Consider the following 21,175-nt stretch of genomic DNA (forward strand, 5'->3'; position numbering starts at 1 on the left):
TGGAGATCTTAATCATTATGTTCATAATTGAATACTGGTAATCCTAATCGATAACGAATGGCAAGTAGACGTGCGGTTAAACCAGCGATTAAGGTGATGATAATAACCATATCTTTAGGTAGTGGAGTATGTAGTATTAATCCGATATAAAGCCATGCCGCAGCAAAGGAGATGCCAGCGTATATCTCTTTTTGAAAAACCAGCGGAATTGTATTACATAACATATCGCGCAGTACGCCACCGAAAACACCCGTGACGACGGCTGCAATAGCGGCAATAATATAACTATAATTCATATCGAGCGCTATTTGAGCGCCAATAATGGAAAAGACAATAAGACCAATCGCATCCAAAATTAAAAATAAACGTCGTAAATGTTTCATCATTGGCGCCAGCCAGATAGTAATAACTGCCGCACAAGCAACAATGATAATATATTCAGGATGTTTAACCCAACCAAGAGGATAGTGTCCTAATAAAATATCGCGTACAGAACCGCCGCCAAATGCGGTTGCTGATGCAATAATAATAACACCGAAAACATCCATCTTACGACGGCCTGCGGCTAAAGCACCTGTCATAGCTTCAGCTGTAATACCAATGATATAAAGTATGCTAAGTAACATAATGATTTTTAGATACGATAACCCTTAAGGTTTAAAGTTGTATTATAAAAATAAAGTATTGACTAATATTCTTGTCATGCTCACAGAATTATATTATTTTTTATCGTTCACCATAAAAGAGTGCGGATAATAAAATGTTTTATCAAGAACAGCAGGTTACTTTGGATAAACGTAATCATCAATTGACTAATATAAACGTATGGACATCAGATAGCCAGTGGCTAGTTTTTGATGTACGGCCAAATAGTGCCTCTTTTACTGGGTTAATGATAGAAAAAGTTAATATTAAAACGCAACAACAAAAACAGATCTATGGCGCGAAAAATGGCGCGTATGTTGGTGTTGTTACGGTAAGTAGTGAAAATCCGCCCAGATATGCTTTTATTCATGGCCCGGAAAATCCCGATAAAAATTGGCATTACGATTTTCATCATCGTCGAGGTGTAATTGTCAACGATATGGCCCCTAATATTGCAGAAAATATTGAGGCCATGTGTATTACGCCGCCTTTTTTAGCAGTTGCATTGAGAGGAGGCACGCATGTTCATGTCTTTAGTTCAGATAATAGCAGGCTGAGTTTTACCTATAATGATCACGTGATGCATGAGTGTGATCCGGCGCTTGATTTGCGCAATGTTGCGATTGCTATCCCTTATCATGTTATTAATGTAGGCATTGCGGGTCAGAAAAAACATCACCGTGAATATAATGGCCATTATTATTGTGTTGTGATCAGTGAAACAACGCCTGTACCAACACCAGGTAGTAATGAAATTAGCCGTGCTTATGAAGAGGGTTGGATAGGTCGAAATGGGTATGAGAGAGCGAATGGTGAAAAGCAACGTTGGGCGATTGCATTTATAGGTGATACCTGCTCCCTAGATGGAAAAATAGTGGCCGAAATTTTTATTGTCGATTTGCCCGAAGCTGCTGAAAAGTATGCCATTGCAGGAATTAACCCAATACAGGGTACAGAAACCGCTATGCCTGCACCACCAAAAGGGATTAAACAACGCCGCTTAACCTATACTCATGAACGCAAATACCCGGGGGTGGCTAATCAACCGCGCCATTGGCTGCGATCTTCGCCTGATGGCAGTAAAATTGGTTTTTTAATGAAAGATAATAAGGGGATTGTTCAGTTTTGGTTAGTTTCTCCGGTTAGTGGGGTAATGCAACAAATTAGCAAGTCTGCATAGCATATTCAGTCAGTGTTTAGCTGGGATAGCCAAGGTCGGTATGTGGCGTTTATTTGTGATAATAGCGTGATGTTATGTGAAATTCCTTGCGGCAAACTGATTCGTTTGACTTATCGCAGTGATTTGCCGCCATTAGGTGATGCAGTGGTTATTTCCCCGGATGACAGCTATGTTGCTTATCTGCGTAATATTGCTGGCTATCAGCAAATTTTTATTGTGGCGACTGGGATTGTTTGATTTATATAGATGCAATTTTAAGTTTCAATTGAATAATATTTTACTGCTGAATGACCGATTCGTTTTATAGCAAAATAGTGCATTGGATTGGGGTATCCGGCTTTTAATTTTTAGTCTGCTGGCTGATATACTGAGAGTTTATGTCAATAAACACACATGCTGACCAAAGCAGGTAATTTCTTTATTTGTTATAAAGATTATAGTTTTATGTTATACCCCAATACCATCCAACGTTATTGATATCAGAAGTGATAAGTTGCGCTTAACATAATATCATGGGTTTTGACCTTGGTTTTTGAGTTATATTCTGTGTCAGAAAGGTTGTTATATACTTCAGCTTGGCCGGCATCCAGATATTTGTAACTAAGATCAAATGAAAAATCTTTATTAACTGTGTATTTGATGCCAGCACCAGCGCTCCAGGCAAAGTTGTTGGTGGCATGAGAGCGTGTCCATAAACTCTGTCTATCCCCTCCATTTGCCATAACATCAACAAATGTTTTTTGACTTATATAAGCATAACCCAGTCCGGCAGAAAGATAAGGTGTGAAATCAGATGAATTCTTAAAATCATAATAAGCGTTAAAAATTAATGTATTTACTGCTATTTGATTTTTAACAAAGGTTTTACCAGGAAAAACAAAAATTATATCATCCTCTGAGTAACTATCATCAGCGCTTGATCGGCTAATAAATTCCAGTTCGGTTCTGATTGGAATATCAAATTTTTCATAAAAGTCATAGCCTAAACCGAGACCGGCACCAAATACCGCAGTTCTATGGTTATCTCCTTTTATTTTTTTGTTAAATTCTTCTTCTTCCCCATTAATTTCCAATATATATTTCACTGGGAAAAATTGGCCTGACATTTGCTGAATTGATGCCCCCATTTTACCTGTTACGTACATACCAGATTTGCTTTCATTTGCTAACAACGTTGAAGGGATTAAACTGATAGTTAATAATACAATAGTGTTTTTTTCATACTTTATTTCTCTAATTTTAATAAAATTAAAAAGATTGTATTTATATGGTAGGCATAATTTATATATTAGATGAATTCTGAAAATAAGCAGAAAAATTGACAGTAATATAATGATATTTTTTTAATATAATTAATTTAATAAACTAAATTTGAGTTATGATTATTAAATACAATAATTGATATCATGTATTTATGAATAATATCAAATAATTACCACAATTAATTAATCACCGAATTGATTAAAAAATAGACGACAGATGATGTTATTCAGGTGACTTATTTGCTGGTGGTTTGATAAGTGATATCTGTAGCTTGATAGTTTTCCCAATCTTGAACGCGTTCTTTTGGCGACGGTTGTGATGCAATATTATCTGCCTGGAAATAATCATAGGGTAGTAAAACAGTGTCAAGCAGCGCAGAAAAAAAGGTAAGTCAATCATGGCAAGGGGTTTTATCACCCAGCCGGTATCTCTATCTTTTAGTATTCGGGTATCAGCTTTGGTGCCTGAATAGTAACCTTGATGGGGGCCGACATGGGTCATAATACTTGAACAGCCACATAACAATATCAGGCAGCCAACCATATTTAAACTAATGCTACAAATAACGAGGATTAATCGTTTCATTAAGGGTATAAGCCTAGCTTCTCCAAGCGATTATGAATTTTAATGATAAACATTAATGTTAAAAATACCAGTCTATTAATAGAAATAAAATTTTTTAACAATTATTTTCTGTCGTATGTCCTAAATATGGCACAATTAATGGAAAATTGGTCGCATAAAATTCTTATTTACTGTTGGAATGGGGAATTTGTTTAAATAGAATTATTGATTAACGATTTCTTTATTTCTGCGGAGTTAGTTCAACCTCTTTTTTAAATAGCATAAAATAGGCCAACAAAGAATAATCATCGGTAGTTGTAATTTCATTAACGGGTAAACAAGTGGGTAATAATAAATGTTGAGCGCATTTTAGTTTTTCTGCATAAATTATTCCGCGAATAGTCTTTTTATCTCTTTTTTAAAGCGTTTTTCCAGGTTTGAACAGGAGATAGCAACCGTATCAAGTCAATAGTCAACTTTAATACCTTTTATTCTGTCAATTGTTATAGCTGTATTATTCATAAAGCGATTAGGTTTTATAGTTTTCATTAAATTAACCAGCAATAGTTTGGTATAGTGGTGAAAATATCGCTTTATTGCTTAATTAAAAGAATACTTAATATGTTGTAATAATTGCGGTGTTAAAGAGCTCGGGATGTAGATCATTTCATTAACAATATGTTTGAATATGATCCCGTTAACTTTACAATTCAAAGTCCTCGTTATTATTTTATCACCTCTTATCTTGTATATGATAAGAGGTTTTTTTTATGTATATAGAATTTTATTACTTAATATATTTAATAAAGTTTATTGAATTTATGCTATTGATAGGCAATTTCAATTTCATCAGCTAAAATCGCAATCCCTTGTTCAATTTTTTCTAGTGGTAGAATATAGTTCATTCGCATACATTGATGCGAATGAGGCCAGTGTTCATTAAGTCCCGGGAAAAAATAATCGCCGGGCACCATTAATACACCGCGTTTTTTAAGACGTGTGTAAAGTATTTGACTGTCAATTGGTAAATCTTTAAACCAAAGCCATAGAAATATCGCGCCTTCTGGTTTATGGATCAGGCAGCGACTTTTTGGTATATAACCGCGAATAATTTTTACCGTTTCAGTAACGCGTTGTTGATAAAAAGGTTTTATTACTGTTTGTGAAAGTTTCAATAGATCATTACGTTTAAGGATCGCTAACATTAATGCTGGGCCTATACTACCTGGGAATAAGCTAATGATGCCATTCATGTTACTGATCGCGCTGATAATCGATTCGTTGGCAATAATAATACCGCAGCGACAGCCAGGTAATCCTAATTTGGATAGGCTCATAGATAGAATAATATTTTCATTCCAGATAGGTGTCGCTTGATTAAAAATAATACCTGGGAAGGGAATACCATAAGCACTGTCAATCAAAAGCGGAATAGCATGCTGTTTGGCTAAAGCATCTAATTGCATAATTTCTGCATCGGTAATGACATTTCCAGTCGGATTGGTGGGTCTGGAAACGCAAATTACACCGATATCATCGGTTATTTTTAACGATTCAAAATTAATCCGATATTTAAATTGACCATTAGGCAGGATGTCAATTAGCGGTTTATTAGCGACAAAAATATCATCATCAAGTCCAGTATCGGCATAACCAACATATTCTGGTGTTAAAGGGAAAAGAACTTTACGTTTTATTCCTTGTTCACAACAGCCGGCGAGGATATTAAATAGATAAAAAAAAGCGCTCTGACTGCCATTAGTCAATGCGATATTTTTAGCACTAATATTCCAGCCTACTTGCTCATTTAACGTATTTGCTAATGCTTCCAGTAAGGCATCTTTTCCTTGTGGGCCATCGTAGTTGCATAATGCTTCATTGAGCTGACCATTTTTAGCCATTTCTATCAATAATTGCTGAAAATATTGATCCATTTCAGGAATGTGTGCTGGATTACCGCCACCGAGCATAATAACATCAGGTTTGCGTAAACCTTCATTTAGATCTTTCATTAACAGAGAGATACTGGATGAACTGGAAAATTTTTTACCAAATTGTGAATGTATCATATTTTTCTTTATCAGCTTTGCAGGTGACTATTAAATAAATGGCAACAATATTCTGCTATTATCGCTAGAATAATGGCTGGATTAGCAAATTAGTTAGACGATATTATAATTCTTTTATATTTTTGTGATTATAAATTTATCATAATGATATTTTTATTACTCGTTTTTTTTTCTGTCGACAAATACAATCGCTCAAATGGTCATTTACCATACCGATTGCTTGCATAAAGGCGTAACAGATGGTGCTACCAACAAATTTAAAGCCACGTTTTTTTAAAGCAACCGAAAGATGATCAGAAATATTGGTATGAGCAGGTATTTCACTCTGATGTTGCCAATGGTTGATTTGTGTTTTTCCATCGACAAATTGCCAGACAAATTGGCTAAAATCTTCACCTGATTGGATCATGGCTAAGTAAGCTTGAGCATTGGTAATGATAGCATTAATTTTCAGGCGATTACGCACAATACGGGGTTCTTGCATTAAACGATCAACATCTTGTTGCGTCATTTTGGCAATTTTAGTTGGATTAAAATGGTAGAAACAGTCACGATAACCAACACGTTTTTTCAAAATAGTATACCAAGAGAGACCGGCTTGTTGACCTTCAAGGCAGAGCATTTCGAATAATTTCTGACTATTTTTTTCTGCTTTTCCCCACTCTTGATCATGATAGGCAATATATTCCTCATCGCTAGTGACCCAATGGCAACGTCGTGGCGTCATTTTTTCATTACTCCTATTGTGGGCTATCGGTCTATTATCGGATATTAATAAATTGATGATAGGAATTTTAATCAGTATTGCTATTACTTGCCAGGACAATAATATCGATAAATTTTCTTCAAAATAGGCGCTAATATTAAATAGGCAATGCATTTTGATTGCTAAAAAAAGGTACTTTAATTAATTGAAAAAAAAGGAAAATTATAATTTATGCTAGATTTTATAAATTTGGCAATAAATTATTCAAACGAGTCTATTAATGCCTTTTTATTATGATTATTTTTATTTTATTCGTTATTAAAAGAGAATTGTTTTTGTAACTTGAGTATTAAAGTTAATCCTGAATTAGTTAGTTATCTTTTTCATAAAGACATATTTTAATATAAGAAATCAATAAATTTACTTTATTAACAAAAGGTTATAAAAATATATTACTTTAGGAATTATTAATCAAGATTATTTAATTTATTTTTAGCTATTTTAGTTTCTAATAAATGTAATTTGAGCCTGTTTTGCTAAAAACATTTTTTTAAATTGCCATTCAATAACTGCCATTGCTCCTTGTGCTTGCAGTTTATTTTTAACTGTAAGCCAAAAATTGGCATTGTCGGTATAAATAATAATTTTATGGGCGTTAGCGAGTGCATAATAATAAACAGGAGATGCTTGTTCAGCGGTGGTAGGAAAAAATGTCGAATATTGCCATTTTTGGCTACTATTAGAAGACGCCTTGAGCTGCTGAATATGACTAATGTTTAACAGGGCTGAATGGTTAAACTCACGACTTTTTTTATCAAGCTCAATCAATGTTGATTGTGGCGGAGAAGTGCAGCTGGTTAGAGTTAATAATGTCAGCATTAAAAATAATATTTTCATGTTAATTACATCTGTTTTTGCAATTTTAATTTAACGGATTGTTTCATATTGAATCGTTTTACTGCAATATTTTATTCGACCCTAATGAGCAAAAATTTGTTATATCAAAAAGTTATGTTAATTATTTTAATAGAAAATAAATGAGTAAATATCATATTTTATTATGATAGTATTTGAAAGTGAGTGTTTTTTGAAAAATGAGTTAGTTAAGCTGAACGAGCCATTATTGAGTATTAATAACAATAAGACATATTATGAATTTATTAAGCAATAAAACCAAATAAACATTAACTTTTTGGCTCCTTTCGATGCCAGGAAATACTAAATAATTAACGACTCAGTCTGAGTATAATAATTGGCTATATTGGCGGTTTTTATTATTCCATGCAGTAAGTATTAAAAGTTGCAAAGCTGTGATTTGGATGTGATTTGCAAATTAACCAACTGATAAAATTAATTTTTTACTTAAAAACAGTGTTTCTTATATTAATATCAATCTTATTACATTATCTTGTTGATATATATTAGAGTTTTTCATGATTAAAAATTATATAACTAAAAAAACTTCACAATATTATCAATAAGGAAATGGCTCTGCTTGATTCTAATAAAAGCGGGAATGAGGATATAAGAAATGCTAAACAATTTTATGATCCTATGAAGTAAGTCAACAGATATTATATTCTACAATAGCGAATAATAACCTTTGTTTACAGTTTAAAAAAGGTGAAATAGTTTATCCATTTTGTGGTCGAGTTTAACGGTGTTCCTGGCGAAACCGTTATATCTTATAACAATAGAGAGCATTTTCATTATATCAGTATCAATGCTGATGATGATTTAAATCCAGATTTTGTCATTAAAGTTGCAGCTAACATTGTAACGGCCCATGATTTTATTTTATAAATAGACCTTGCGCGGTCATATGAATATGGCAGAAAAAGTATTGCAGTAAGCCAAATTGAAAATATCTTTTTTGCTGATAACCTTTGAATTAATTTTCAATGTTAGTGATTAACTAGTGATGAGGCTAATCAATCAGCTAACTTAAAATTACTAAAGATTTATCAGGCTGTTTTCATGTAAAACAACATCAATGTGTAATCAGTGCTGCATATCTGTTCGCCAAAGGGTATACTGAATCACTTTTTTAAATCACAATCTATCTATCGCGCGAATCTAACATGCAAAAGTTTGATACCAAAACCTTTCAGGGATTGATCCTAACATTACAGGATTACTGGGCGCGTCAAGGCTGCACCATTGTTCAACCATTGGATATGGAAGTTGGTGCAGGGACGTCCCATCCGATGACTTGCTTGCGGGCACTAGGCCCGGAGCCAATCGCTGCTGCTTATGTGCAACCATCTCGTCGGCCAACTGATGGACGTTATGGTGAAAATCCTAATCGTCTTCAGCACTATTATCAATTTCAAGTCATTATTAAGCCTTCACCGGATAATATTCAAGAGTTATATCTTGGTTCATTAAAAGCATTAGGGGTAGATCCCACTGTTCATGATATCCGTTTTGTTGAAGATAACTGGGAAAACCCAACTTTGGGAGCCTGGGGACTTGGTTGGGAGGTTTGGCTAAATGGGATGGAAGTCACCCAGTTTACCTATTTTCAGCAAGTCGGAGGCTTGGAGTGTAAACCGGTTACCGGCGAGATCACCTACGGCCTTGAGCGCTTGGCTATGTATATTCAAGCGGTTGACAGTGTGTATGAGCTAGTCTGGTCTGATGGCCCGTTAGGCAAAACAACCTATGGTGATATTTATCATCAAAATGAAGTTGAGCAGTCGGCTTATAATTTTGAGTATGCTAATGTTGATTTTCTCTTCAAATGTTTTGAAGAATATGAAAAAGAAGCACAATATTTATTGTCACTAGAAACGCCACTGCCTTTACCCGCTTATGAACGAATTTTAAAAGCTGCCCACACGTTTAATTTATTAGATGCACGTAAAGCTATTTCAGTCACTGAACGGCAACATTATATTTTACGTATTCGTACCTTAACCAAAGGGGTTGCAGCAGCTTATTATGCTGCTCGTGAAGCATTAGGTTTTCCAATCTGTAAAAATAAGAATTAAGAGGCTGTCATTATGCAACAGACTTTCCTGGTGGAAATCGGCACAGAAGAGTTACCGCCGAAGGCTCTTCGTTCATTAGCTGGATCATTTGCGGCAAATTTTAAACATCAATTAGAACAGGCTGAACTGCAGTATGGTGAAGTGCTTTGGTATGCCTCTCCCCGTCGTTTAGCATTAAAAATCACCGATTTGGCTGCACATCAAGCTGATCGTGAAGTTGAGAAGCGCGGCCCGGCAATTAGTCAGGCTTTTGATGCGATAGGTAAAGCGACGAAGGTCGCTGAAGGTTGGGCTCGTGGCTGTGGCATCACCGTTGAGCAGGCAGAACGTTTGGTCACCGATAAGGGGGAGTGGTTATTTTATCGTGCGACCAGTAAAGGCCGTGCCGCAAAAGAGTTGCTTGTTGATATGGTAGCGAATGCATTGAATCAGTTACCGATCCCAAAACTGATGCGCTGGGGAGACAAGGCAACACAATTTGTCCGGCCTGTTCATACCTTAATCATGTTATTGGGTGATCAGCTGCTCGAAGGTGAAGTATTGGGTATTCAGAGCGATCGCGTGATCCGTGGCCATCGATTTATGGGAGAAGCTGAACTGACTATTGATTCAGCGGAACAATACCCTGCGATCTTACGTGAACGTGGTAAAGTTATTGCTGATTATGAAGAGCGTAAGTCCTTAATCAAGCATGAGGCGAATAAGGTAGCACAGCAATTAGGCGGTACTGTTGAATTGTCCGATAGTTTACTCGAAGAAGTAACATCATTGGTTGAGTGGCCGGTGGTATTAACCGCAAAATTTGAGCAGAAATTTTTGTCTGTACCAGCGGAAGCGTTAGTTCATACCATGAAAGGCGATCAAAAATACTTCCCGGTTTATGATCAGATTGGTAATTTGATGGCTAATTTTATTTTTGTTGCCAATATTGAATCTTCTGAGCCACAGCAAATCATTGCTGGTAATGAAAAGGTGATCCGTCCACGTTTGGCAGATGCTGAATTTTTCTTTAAAACTGATTGTAAAAAGCGTTTAGAAGAATATTTACCCCGACTGGAAACAGTTTTATTCCAAAAACAGCTTGGTACATTGCGTGATAAAACCGATCGTTTAGAAGTGTTAGCCGGTTGGATCGCAGCTAAAATTGGTGCCGATGTCAATTATGCTAATCGTGCCGGTCTGTTATCCAAATGTGATTTGATGACCAATATGGTGTTCGAATTTACCGACACACAAGGTGTTATGGGGATGTATTACGCCCGTCGGGATGGTGAAGCGGAAGATGTGGCGGTGGCAATCAAGGAGCAGTATCAACCCCGTTTTGCTGGTGATCAGTTACCTTCTAATCATATCGCGGCTGCGTTGGCGCTGGCCGATAAAATGGACACTCTGGTAGGTATTTTTGGTATTGGCCAACCGCCTAAGGGCGATAAAGATCCCTTTGCCTTACGTCGTGCGGCGCTTGGTGTATTACGTATTATTGTTGAAAAGGGCTACGATCTGGATTTATTAGCATTAACACAGCAGACGGCCCAGTTGTATGCTAATAAGCTAACCAATAAAAATGTTGTCGATGATGTTGTTGAGTTTATGCTGGGGCGTTTTCGTGCCTGGTATCAAGAGCAAGGTTACCGCATTGATACTATCCAGGCTGTTTTAGCTCGTCGGCCAACTAAACCGGCAGATTTTGATGCTCGTGTGAAAGCCGTTACCTATTTTCGGACTTTGCCAGCGGCAGAAGCACTGGCGGCGGCTAATAAACGGGTTGCCAATATTCTGAATAAATCAGATGAAAAATTGAATGACAATGTTGCCACCACAGTGTTAAAAGCGCCCGAAGAGGTCACCTTAGCGGCTCATCTGGTTGTTTTACAAGATAAACTGGCACCATTATTGGCTGACGGACAATATCAGAGCGCATTAACTGAATTGGCTTCACTGCGTGAGGTTATCGATGCTTTCTTTGATAATGTAATGGTGATGGATAGCGATCAAATAGTCAGGATCAATCGTCTGACCTTGCTAAGTCAGTTGCGTGATTTATTTTTACAGGTAGCTGATATCTCTTTATTGCAATAATCTATTCAGCGATTAAAAATCCCTTGGATTAATCTTCAAGGGATTTTATTTATAATTAACTATTTTTATTTCTGTTATTACCTATATTGGGACCTGTTATTGTAGGTAATCACCAGTAACCATACTTGGTATGATTACTGATTTGGTACAATTTATTGTGCGGTGAAAACTTGTTCCCAAGCAGCAGGAAGTTGGCTTGTGTTGTCTTTAATGATATTTAAAGTACCATATTGATAGCGTGTTGCCTTACCAATTGGGAAAACTGTTGGCTTATCATTTTCTTGAGCGCCAATAGCGATTTGTCCCTCATCAACAAAGCTAGCTTTATTAATTAGAGTGATATCTAATTTAACCACAGTATCGTGATTTGCGTTATCAACATTGCTGATATCATATGCAGTTATCGTTCCCTCCTCATTATTTTTAAATTGGCTATCCACCAACTGATATTCTTGGTTTTTAGCGATCAATTGATCATTATTTTTAATATCTGTATGTAGTGCGGTTATTTTAACAGAGTCATTACCTTGAATAGTTTTATTGTTTGTGAGGCTTGTGAGTAATAAGTTGTAATCTTGATTGTTAGCGACTATCTTGTTGTTATTGATAATTACGGAATCTTGGCCATTGATGGCTAAAGACCCTTTACTTTTAATTACGCCAAAATTTGCAAAATTAGTGCTAATAAATGTGTAATTTTGGTTTTCGGCAATCAATTCCTTTTGGTTAAAAATATTGCTATTTACACTAGAAATATTCAAAATTCCACTACTATTAATAACACCGTGATTCTCTAATTTACCAGAACTAGTATGAAGATAACTATCATTGGCATTAATTGTTGAATTAGCATCAATAGTTAGCTTAATTTTTCTTGAATTATATTCTTGGTTATATCCAGTAATATTAATATATTTTGGATTATCGACATCTTCTAATCTATTTTTACCTGCAATCAACGAAATATCATTGACATTTAATTGACAGGATTGCAGATTGATTGATCTGGCAAAAACACGGCTGATTGCAGCGTCAGTAAATTTCTCTGATTTAACATTTTTGAAACGAATTTGCCCGTGTTTTGTATCATAAGTAAATTTATCCGTCATTTGGCCATTATCAAGCATATTACTTATTTTCGCTGTGGTTAATGTAAGCCTACCCACGTTAGTAACGCTACAATCACTACAATCGATACCAGTGGGATTGGCAATGATAAAATGCGGTTTACTGTCACCAAGTATATTGATATTACCACTGATGCGGGTTTTATCATTTGAAATGATTTCATTGAGAATGATTTTGGCTGGATTTTCCGTGGCATTATTAATATCAATCCCTGGTTTAGCAACATTAAATTTTTCATATTTATTATGAGACATTCCATTGCTATCCGTTGGCATAATCTCAATGACCGGACGTTTTTCAACTTTATTGATATTAATCTTTTTATCCAGGCTGATAATATTGGTCTGCTGCTGAACTGCTCCTGACGCGCCTAAGACATAATTAGAAATTCCCATTCCAATAAATAATGATAATAGGGATAGTTTATATTTAGAGCTTATCGATTGATTCATTTTATTTCCTTATAAAATATAATTATAAATTACAATATGATGTTTTCTTTAATAGCAAAATTTGATATTTTTTCTATTTCATAATGAAAATTACAAATAGCATTAATTTTTTATTATCTCAATTAGAATATTTTTATTCTTAGGTTATTTATATCAATAAATAGTAGATGTTTTATTTTTTTGGCAAAAATAAAGTAATCATATTATTAATAAAATGACTTATTTTAAAAAAATCATTCTTAAAGTTTATAAATGATTTTTTATCGTTACTAATAGTAGTTTTATATTAATTAGCAGAGCGAATAGATTTATCACATAACATTTTCAGAGAAATCGAGTTCAATACTATTATTAGAGTTTCGTTTGTGAGGTAATACAAAGCTAAAATCAACAAATCGACTAGATTTTAGCTCGGTTAAATCATACTTTGCTGAAGTTAAAATAAACTGATTATTAATATAGGCGTTGTTTCCTTTTATGGTCATTTTTTCGCTATGATCGATTATGCCGCTATTATAAAATTGTCCATCCTTTATTTCATAAATACCATTTTTACTTTTTATTTCAGCTTGATTGTTAATGTTGCTGTTATCAGCAAATATTTCTATTAACTCGGTATTTTTTATCTTACCGCTATTATTAAATTTTCCATTTCTAATAAGAAAATGGCTATTTTTAGCTTTTATTTTAGATTGATTGTCAATATTTGCATTTATACCGGTAATAACTAACATTTCAATATTATTTATGGTGCCGTTATTATAAAATTTTCCATTGATTATTTCATAATGACTATTTTGGTTACTGGCAAGTGTGCCTGCATTATTAAAGATACCATTTTTTATTTTAAAATAACTATGTTTGCTATTTATTGCTGAATGACGATCAATAGTTAATCTTGCATTTCTGGATGGTCTGCTATTTTGCAAGTTATTATCAGTAATATGAACAGCTTTGGTCGCGCTAAGCTTGGTCATAGGGCTAACACTATTGTTGATAACATTATTATCATCAACTGCAATGGTAATATTATTGACATTTAACTGGCTGGATTCTAGTTTAACCGATCTTGCCAATAATTGTATTTTATTAGCATCGGTAAAATTTTCTTGGTTGATATTTTTAAAATGAATATGTTTCTCTCTCATATTATCAATTAGTTGGTTAGAAGGCTTATTTTCCTCAAATGGGGAAGTGATTAAGCTGACCGTATTAACATTGGTCATACTACAGCGATTACTACAATTAATCCCATTAGGATTAGCAATAATTAAATGAGGTTTATTATTACCTAAAATAGTAATATTACCATTGATATTGGATTTTTCTGCTGAAATCACTTCGCTAATAATAAGGTTAGCGGGGGTGTTAGTGGCATTATTAATTTTAATGCCATATTCATTAACATTAAATTTTTCATATATATTGTGAGAAATTTTAAACTGTCCTTTAGAAACCGCTGGTAAGATATTAATTGTTAATGATTTATTGGTGGATTTTAAATTAATTTCTTTATTAGAACTGATAATCTCAGTGGGTTGTTTTAATGATACAGAATTATTATTTATCAAAGATAATTCAGACGCAAATATATTGCCAGAAAATGATATTGTCAGCGCTAATAAATTTAATTTATGATTATTGTTTTTTGATAAATACATATTATATCCTTATAAAATAAATGATTTGCTATCTATTAAATTTTTATTAATTTATTTTAACTTTTTTTAAAAAACAATTAATTTTTTTAAAATTTACTTATTTTTTATAAAATTTATATTATATTTAATCTGTTATTAATGTTATTTAACCACATGCATTGATGTAAATTATAATCTACAGCTTTTTTCTATTTATTTTTTATTAAAAAATAAATAGTTACTGTTTTTATCATCGAGATAGTAAATATTAATTAAAAAATTATTGACGACTTTATCATGTCGCAGTAAGATGCACACCGTTTTCGGCGAGTAGCGCAGCCTGGTAGCGCAACTGGTTTGGGACCAGTGGGTCGGAGGTTCGAATCCTCTCTCGCCGACCAAGTTCCCTAATCCTGTTTTTAGCAGAGCTTTTCATCTCCACCTCATTAATCATACCTACTTATTCTATAATTTAATTTGTTATTAGCCTGAATACTTTAAAATAGAGTCTTAATGTATTTTTTCTGAATTTATTCAATAAGTGTGATAATTAATTTTGCGCTTCTGGTTTTTTGTTTAATAAAGAATAAAATAGTTGCTAATTTTGATATATTTATTCTTATAAAAAATTTAATTTTATTTTTTTGTTATCTATCAGTGAAAGGAATTCACGCTCTTAATTCATAGCAAAGGAATGCTGATGAAAAAATATCTATTTTTCTTATTATTGGCTATTTATGGTCACGATTATGTGCAAGCTGGTGTTGTCGAAGACGCAAAGCAAGAGATAGCTCAGCAGCAACCGGTTTCTATTCCAATTAACTCTCAACAAATTAATAAAAATCAAATTTATCCCATTGAATCTCATTGCTTAAATATCAAATTTGTTTTTTTAAATGGTCAGGAATTATTTACTACATCATTACAGAAAAAATTATCTGTAATACAGATAATATTATTGGTCAATGTTTAGGTGATAAAGGATTGAATATTTTTCTCGCCGGAGTAAATCAAATATTCATCGATGCCGGCTATTTGACGACCAAAGTTTTGCTGCCAGAACAAAGTTTCATGTATGGTATTTTACGTATTGAACTGATCCCAGGCCTTATTTCTGATATTCGTTACGCAGATACCGGTAAAAGTCACTACTCTCTGCGTACTGCTTTTCCACAATCAACCATTCTTAATGTTCGGGACATTGAGCAAGGCTTAGAAAATCTACAGAATTCGCCTTCAACCCAACCAAAAATCACTGTTGATGATGATCCTAACTTAGCCAATAGCAGTATCATAACCATTAATCGACAAAAAAAGCGCGCTATTCGTGGCCGACTTTCTATTGATAATAGTGGCCTGAAAGATCATGCCAATTTAATGATTGATAATGTGTTAATGCTTGATAATCCTACCTTATTAAATGATTTCTTCTATTTTTATATCAGTCGTGATTTAGATACCGACCATAGTCGTGGGATTAAAGTCGCGGCATTCTTTTACTCATAACCTTTTCGTAACTGGCGGTTTGATTTATCAGGTAATTATCAAGATTTCTATTCCTGGGATGGTATTAAAACACCAGCCGGTAATTTATATAAAAGCAGCCGTTCTAAATCATTATCTGCGCAAGGTCAATACCTGATTAAGCGACGTTATGATAGTAAAACTTACTTTAATTTTGGCACTAGCATTGTGACCAATAATGGCTACATTGGTGACCAAGAAATTGGTGTTTATAAGCGTAGGGCAACTTATTGGAATATTGGTTTGAAGCATCAACACTATTTACCGCGTGCTGAACTCAATCTGACAATGGAGTATAAACAAGGCGCTAATTGGTTTGGCGCCATGCCTTCACCGGCAAAGGAGTTAAAACGACCACAAATTTTTCAATTTTCGGTCGTTATTAATCGACCCTGGCAAATCAATCAGCAGTTTTTTCTTTATGAGGGAACGGCAGCGATTCAGTTAAGTCGTTCTCAACTGGATGGATTTTTAGACGTTGATAGCATTGGTGGCAAAAATAGCGTGCGTGGCGCAATGTTAACTAATTCTTTGTCCGGCTCCCATAGTTTACTGATCAAAAATGAACTTAGTTGGTATACACCATTGCCGGGCCATGTGCTCTATGCAACCTTAGATTACGGTTCAGTTTCGAGAGATCGAGCGCGTTTTTGGCGTGATGATTACTTAATTGGTACATCGATAGGCTTAAGAGGCGGTTATAAGCAATTAAGCTACAGTACTTATATTGGTTTTCCGCTATTAAATTCGTCAGAGCGTAAACACGATCATATGGTTTCTGGTTTTCGAGTTAGCCTCAGTTATTAATCATTTATCAGGTATCCAGTTTGAGGATACCTGCCTGATATCCATTTTTCTATTTTATTCTTTTTTGTTGCTGAATGATTTTATCTTTTGCTAGCAGATATTTTAATAATTAGTCAATAATCGGTTAATTATTAATCAATTAAGCGTTCGGATGAAAATAGTTGTTAATGTCTGTTTAAGTTATTTTATTTGGAATTTACCACTAATAAATTGTAAATTTACTATTTTTTATCCTATTTTTCTGAATTATAGGTTTTATATTCGTTTCTTTTTTGTCTAAAAAAACAGCAATAAAAGTATTGACGTGAGCGGTAACAATTGATTTATTGTTTAACGTCCGTGATAAAAATATAACTAAATTACAATATCAGTAGCATTATTTAGTAAATTGCTTAAAAAATATAATAAAGTGACAACAGGGAAAGCATAATATGAAGTTTTTTATAAAAAATGCAGGGATTTCATCTATTAGTATCTGTTTGATTACTCTAGTTATTTATACTAATTTGCAAGCAAAAACCTTGGTTTATTGTTCAGAAGGCTCACCAGAAGGATTTAATCCACAATTATTTGCGTCAGGAACAACTTATGATGCTAGTTCTATTCCACTTTATAATCGACTGGTAGAGTTTCAATTGGGTACCACAGAGATAAAACCGGCATTAGCTGAACGGTGGCAAGTGAGTGATGATGGAAAAGTTTATACTTTCTATTTGCGCAAAGGGGTTAAATGGCACACTAGCAAAAACTTTAAACCAAGCCGTGAATTCAATGCTGATGATGTCATTTATACTTTTATGCGGCAAAAAGATGCATCTCATCCCTATCACAAAGTTTCAGACGGCAGCTATGAATATTTTATTGGTATGGATTTGGATAAAATCATCGATAAGATAGAAAAAATTGATGATCATACTGTACATTTTGTTCTTACCCGCCCTGAAGCACCCTTTTTAGCCGATATGGCAATGGATTTTGCTTCTATTTTATCGGCAGAATATGCCGAACAGATGATGAAAAAAGGTAAGCCGGAGCAGCTTGATCTTGATCCGATTGGTGCCGGCCCATTTCAGTTAATTCAATATCAGAAAGATTCGCGCATCCTTTATAAGGCCAATCGTGATTATTGGAGAGCTAAGCCTAAAATTGATCGTTTAGTGTTCTCAATTACCCCAGATGCAGCAGTACGCTATGCTAAGTTACAGAAAAATGAATGCCAGGTTATGGCATTCCCAAATCCAGCTGATCTTGAACGCATGAGGCAAAATAAACAAATCGTATTGATGGAACAACCGGGTCTCAATGTTGGCTATCTGGCCTTTAATACTGAGAAAAAGCCATTAGATAATGTAAAAGTCCGTCAGGCACTGACCATGGCGGTTAATAAAGATGCCATTATTGCGGCGGTTTACCAAGGCGCAGGCCAGAAAGCGAAAACGCTTATCCCATCAACCATGTGGGGATATAACCAGGCGATTAAAGATCACCCTTATGATCCACAGAAAGCAAAAGCACTATTGAAAGAGGCAGGTATTGCCGAAGGTTCTACTATCGATATTTGGGCAATGCCAGTACAGCGACCCTATAACCCTAATGCCCGGCGCATGGCGGAGATGATCCAAGCTGATTGGCAAAAAGTGGGTATTAAAGCCAACATCGTTAGCTATGAATGGGGCGAATACCTTAAACGTGCCAAGAATGGCGAGCCTCAAACAGTGATGATCGGTTGGACGGGAGATAATGGTGATCCCGATAACTTTTTCGCTACCTTATTTAGTTGTGCAGCTAAAGCACAAAGTATCAATTACTCCAAATGGTGTAATAAAGATTTTGAGGCTCTCATTCAGCCAGCACGCGTGACATTTGATCATAATAAACGTATTGAATTGTATCGGCAGGCTCAGGTTGTTATGCATGAGCAAGTACCTGCTTTGATTATCGCTCACTCAACAGTATATAAGCCTATTCGTAAAGAAGTGACGGGTTTTGTGGTTGATCCACTAGGCAAACATCACTTTGAAGTTGTTGATATTAAAGAATAAATTCTATCTTACTAAGTTGATTGTTAATTAATTACTCTATCGGGTTTACTGATAGAGTAATCATTGGCTTTGCTAACTTGTCGATCGAATGAAATCAAACAACTTAAGTATATTCGTCAGCATTTAACAGAGAAATCATCGAATGTGGCAATTTATATTTCGGCGTTTGGGTATTGTCATCCCTACGTTTATCGGTATTACCATACTGACTTTTGCATTTATCCATATGATCCCAGGTGATCCCGTCACGATTATGGCAGGTGAACGCGGTTTAAGTCCTGAGCGTCATGCACAGATGATCGCACAATTAGGGTTGGATCAACCGTTGTGGCAACAATATTTAAATTATATTCATGATGTATTACGAGGCGATCTGGGCGTCTCTTTAAAAAGTCGGTTGCCTGTATGGCAAGAATTTTGGCCACGTTTTATGGCAACTATAGAGTTGGGTATTTGTGCCCTGATATTTGCGATTACGATGGGGATACCTGTCGGCGTATTAGCGGCTGTCAAGCGTGGTTCTGTTTTCGATCATACCGCCATTGGGGTGTCATTAACCGGCTATTCGATGCCTATTTTTTGGTGGGGGATCATGCTCATTATGCTGGTTTCTGTACATTGGGATCTAACGCCTGTTTCAGGCCGCGTCAGTGACAGCGTTTTTCTGGATGATGGCTATCCACTAACCGGATTTATGTTAATTGATACTTTGCTATGGGGGGAAACTGGCGATTTTATTGATGCGGTTAAGCATTTAATTTTACCCGCTATTGTTTTAGGCACGATACCCTTAGCTGTGATCGTGCGTATGACACGCTCTTCAATGCTGGAAGTGCTGGGTGAAGATTATATTCGAACCGCGCGGGCAAAAGGGTTAAGCCGAAGACGAGTGATTTTGATCCACGCGTTGCGTAATGCTTTGTTGCCGGTTGTGACAGTAATTGGTTTGCAGGTTGGTACGTTATTAGCCGGGGCTATCTTGACGGAAACTATTTTTTCTTGGCCCGGTTTAGGGCGTTGGTTGATCGAAGGGTTGCAACGTCGTGATTATCCGATGGTTCAAGGTGGGGTTTTGCTGATCGCAACTTTGATTATATTGGTTAATCTGCTGATTGATCTGTTATATGGCATCGTTGATCCACGCATTCGGCATAAAAAATAAGGAAGGCAAATATGTCTCAACTAATTGAACAACAAATAGACAAGATGCCGGAGCCATTAACACCGTTGCAAGAATTTTGGCATTACTTTAGTCGCAATAAAGGGGCGGTTATTGGCATGGGGTATATTATCCTTATGGTTGTTATTGCTTTATTCGCTGATCTACTAGCCCCTCATTCACCTAATGAACAATTTCGTCAATTTCTATTGATGCCACCGGTTTGGCAAGAAGGTGGCAATTGGCAATTTATTTTCGGGACTGATGACGTAGGGCGAGATCTGTTATCAAGGCTAATGCATGGTGCACGCTTATCGCTACTTGTCGGTGGTTTAGTCGTCATTCTTTCCCTGATTATGGGTGTCTCGCTTGGCTTATTTGCCGGTTATATTGGTGGTTTGGTTGATATAGCTATCATGCGGGTTGTCGATATTATGTTGGCTTTACCCAGTTTATTACTGGCCTTAGTATTAGTGGCGGTTTTTGGCCCTTCAATTGTTAATGCTTCATTGGCACTGGCTTTTGTTGCTTTACCACACTATGTGCGATTGACACGTGCGGCAGTATTATTAGAAATCAATCGCGAATATGTAACGGCTTCTCAAGTGGTTGGTGCCAGCGCATTACGTCAAATGTTTATTAATATTCTACCTAATTGTTTTGCACCTTTAATTGTGCAGGCTTCTTTGGATTTTTCCAATGCTATTTTAGATATGGCTGCGCTAGGGTTTTTAGGTATGGGAGCTCAGCCTCCTACCCCGGAATGGGGTACTATGTTATCGGATGTTTTGCAGTTCACGCAAAGTGCGTGGTGGGTGGTAACATTTCCTGGTTTAGCTATTTTGTTAACAGTATTAGCATTTAATCTGATGGGCGACGGTTTGCGCGATGCCTTCGATCCTAAACTCAAGCAATAATGAGGTG

At 35.5% G+C, this 21,175-nt stretch carries 15 protein-coding genes, 1 tRNA gene and 2 pseudogenes; 10 read left to right on the forward strand and 8 right to left on the reverse strand.

The genetic code is table 11. The features are described from left to right. Nucleotides 1–8 precede the first annotated feature (8 nt). On the reverse strand, nucleotides 9–626 hold the full coding sequence (locus AACL31_RS05110) for a trimeric intracellular cation channel family protein (protein WP_310511769.1): 618 nt from the start codon (nucleotides 624–626) through the stop codon (nucleotides 9–11). A 134-nt stretch (nucleotides 627–760) separates the two neighbouring features. Between AACL31_RS05110 and AACL31_RS05115 the strand changes: the two are divergent. Next, nucleotides 761–2,062, forward strand: a pseudogene (locus AACL31_RS05115) (DUF3748 domain-containing protein). Nucleotides 2,063–2,304: 242 nt separating this feature from the next. Here AACL31_RS05115 and AACL31_RS05120 read toward each other — a convergent pair. The 5 genes from AACL31_RS05120 to AACL31_RS05140 all read right to left on the reverse strand — a co-directional run bounded on the left by AACL31_RS05120 (nucleotide 2,305) and on the right by AACL31_RS05140 (nucleotide 7,324). Next, nucleotides 2,305–2,970: an outer membrane protein gene (locus tag AACL31_RS05120; RefSeq protein ID WP_339053804.1), complete on the reverse strand. Its 666-nt coding sequence runs from the start codon at nucleotides 2,968–2,970 to the stop codon at nucleotides 2,305–2,307. A gap of 340 nt (nucleotides 2,971–3,310) precedes the next feature. Beyond that, nucleotides 3,311–3,673 carry a YceK/YidQ family lipoprotein gene (locus AACL31_RS05125; RefSeq protein ID WP_409013916.1) on the reverse strand — a complete coding sequence of 121 codons (363 nt, stop codon included), beginning with the start codon at nucleotides 3,671–3,673 and terminating at the stop codon, nucleotides 3,311–3,313. Nucleotides 3,674–4,476: 803 nt separating this feature from the next. After that, on the reverse strand, nucleotides 4,477–5,721 hold the full coding sequence (locus tag AACL31_RS05130) for a valine--pyruvate transaminase (RefSeq protein ID WP_310511770.1): 1,245 nt from the start codon (nucleotides 5,719–5,721) through the stop codon (nucleotides 4,477–4,479). A 139-nt stretch (nucleotides 5,722–5,860) separates the two neighbouring features. Continuing rightward, a complete protein-coding gene (locus AACL31_RS05135; RefSeq protein ID WP_310511771.1) occupies nucleotides 5,861–6,448 on the reverse strand; it encodes a DNA-3-methyladenine glycosylase I in 588 nt (195 codons plus the stop codon). A gap of 480 nt (nucleotides 6,449–6,928) precedes the next feature. Then, nucleotides 6,929–7,324 (reverse strand): hypothetical protein, encoded by a 396-nt coding sequence (locus AACL31_RS05140; protein WP_310511772.1) that lies wholly within the window; start codon nucleotides 7,322–7,324, stop codon nucleotides 6,929–6,931. 747 nt (nucleotides 7,325–8,071) lie between these two features. On the opposite strand from AACL31_RS05140, the gene AACL31_RS20930 reads away from it, so the two are divergent. The 3 genes from AACL31_RS20930 (at nucleotide 8,072) to glyS (ending at nucleotide 11,499) form a co-directional block, all read left to right on the forward strand. Continuing rightward, nucleotides 8,072–8,230 (forward strand): M10 family metallopeptidase C-terminal domain-containing protein, encoded by a 159-nt coding sequence (locus AACL31_RS20930; protein WP_409013917.1) that lies wholly within the window; start codon nucleotides 8,072–8,074, stop codon nucleotides 8,228–8,230. Nucleotides 8,231–8,508: 278 nt separating this feature from the next. Beyond that, nucleotides 8,509–9,420 carry a glycine--tRNA ligase subunit alpha gene (gene glyQ, locus AACL31_RS05145; protein WP_310511773.1) on the forward strand — a complete coding sequence of 304 codons (912 nt, stop codon included), beginning with the start codon at nucleotides 8,509–8,511 and terminating at the stop codon, nucleotides 9,418–9,420. A 9-nt stretch (nucleotides 9,421–9,429) separates the two neighbouring features. Next, nucleotides 9,430–11,499 (forward strand): glycine--tRNA ligase subunit beta, encoded by a 2,070-nt coding sequence (gene glyS / locus AACL31_RS05150; protein WP_310511786.1) that lies wholly within the window; start codon nucleotides 9,430–9,432, stop codon nucleotides 11,497–11,499. A 152-nt stretch (nucleotides 11,500–11,651) separates the two neighbouring features. Here the strand turns inward: glyS and AACL31_RS05155 are convergent, their stop codons facing one another. Then, nucleotides 11,652–13,079, reverse strand: a complete 1,428-nt coding sequence (locus AACL31_RS05155) for a filamentous hemagglutinin N-terminal domain-containing protein (protein WP_310511774.1) — start codon at nucleotides 13,077–13,079, stop codon at nucleotides 11,652–11,654. Between the two features lie 311 nt (nucleotides 13,080–13,390). After that, nucleotides 13,391–14,740: a filamentous hemagglutinin N-terminal domain-containing protein gene (locus AACL31_RS05160; protein ID WP_339053805.1), complete on the reverse strand. Its 1,350-nt coding sequence runs from the start codon at nucleotides 14,738–14,740 to the stop codon at nucleotides 13,391–13,393. 303 nt (nucleotides 14,741–15,043) lie between these two features. Between AACL31_RS05160 and AACL31_RS05165 the strand changes: the two genes are divergently transcribed. From AACL31_RS05165 to dppC, 6 genes and pseudogenes are all read left to right on the forward strand, one after another. Further along, a tRNA-Pro gene (locus AACL31_RS05165) sits at nucleotides 15,044–15,120 on the forward strand. Nucleotides 15,121–15,419: 299 nt separating this feature from the next. Then, nucleotides 15,420–15,692, forward strand: a complete 273-nt coding sequence (locus tag AACL31_RS05170; RefSeq protein ID WP_310511776.1) for a hypothetical protein — start codon at nucleotides 15,420–15,422, stop codon at nucleotides 15,690–15,692. Between the two features lie 11 nt (nucleotides 15,693–15,703). After that, a pseudogene (locus tag AACL31_RS05175) lies at nucleotides 15,704–17,050 on the forward strand (ShlB/FhaC/HecB family hemolysin secretion/activation protein). 431 nt (nucleotides 17,051–17,481) lie between these two features. Next, nucleotides 17,482–19,092, forward strand: a complete 1,611-nt coding sequence (dppA, locus tag AACL31_RS05180) for a dipeptide ABC transporter periplasmic-binding protein DppA (RefSeq protein WP_339053806.1) — start codon at nucleotides 17,482–17,484, stop codon at nucleotides 19,090–19,092. Between the two features lie 142 nt (nucleotides 19,093–19,234). Then, complete coding sequence (dppB, locus tag AACL31_RS05185) at nucleotides 19,235–20,254, forward strand: dipeptide ABC transporter permease DppB (RefSeq protein WP_310511779.1); 1,020 nt, start codon at nucleotides 19,235–19,237, stop codon at nucleotides 20,252–20,254. A gap of 11 nt (nucleotides 20,255–20,265) precedes the next feature. Continuing rightward, nucleotides 20,266–21,168, forward strand: a complete 903-nt coding sequence (gene dppC, locus AACL31_RS05190; protein ID WP_310511780.1) for a dipeptide ABC transporter permease DppC — start codon at nucleotides 20,266–20,268, stop codon at nucleotides 21,166–21,168. The last annotated feature ends 7 nt before the right edge of the window (nucleotides 21,169–21,175 follow it).

The organism is Arsenophonus endosymbiont of Crataerina pallida, from assembly GCF_964020125.1.
Taxonomy (GTDB): domain Bacteria; phylum Pseudomonadota; class Gammaproteobacteria; order Enterobacterales; family Enterobacteriaceae; genus Arsenophonus; species Arsenophonus nilaparvatae.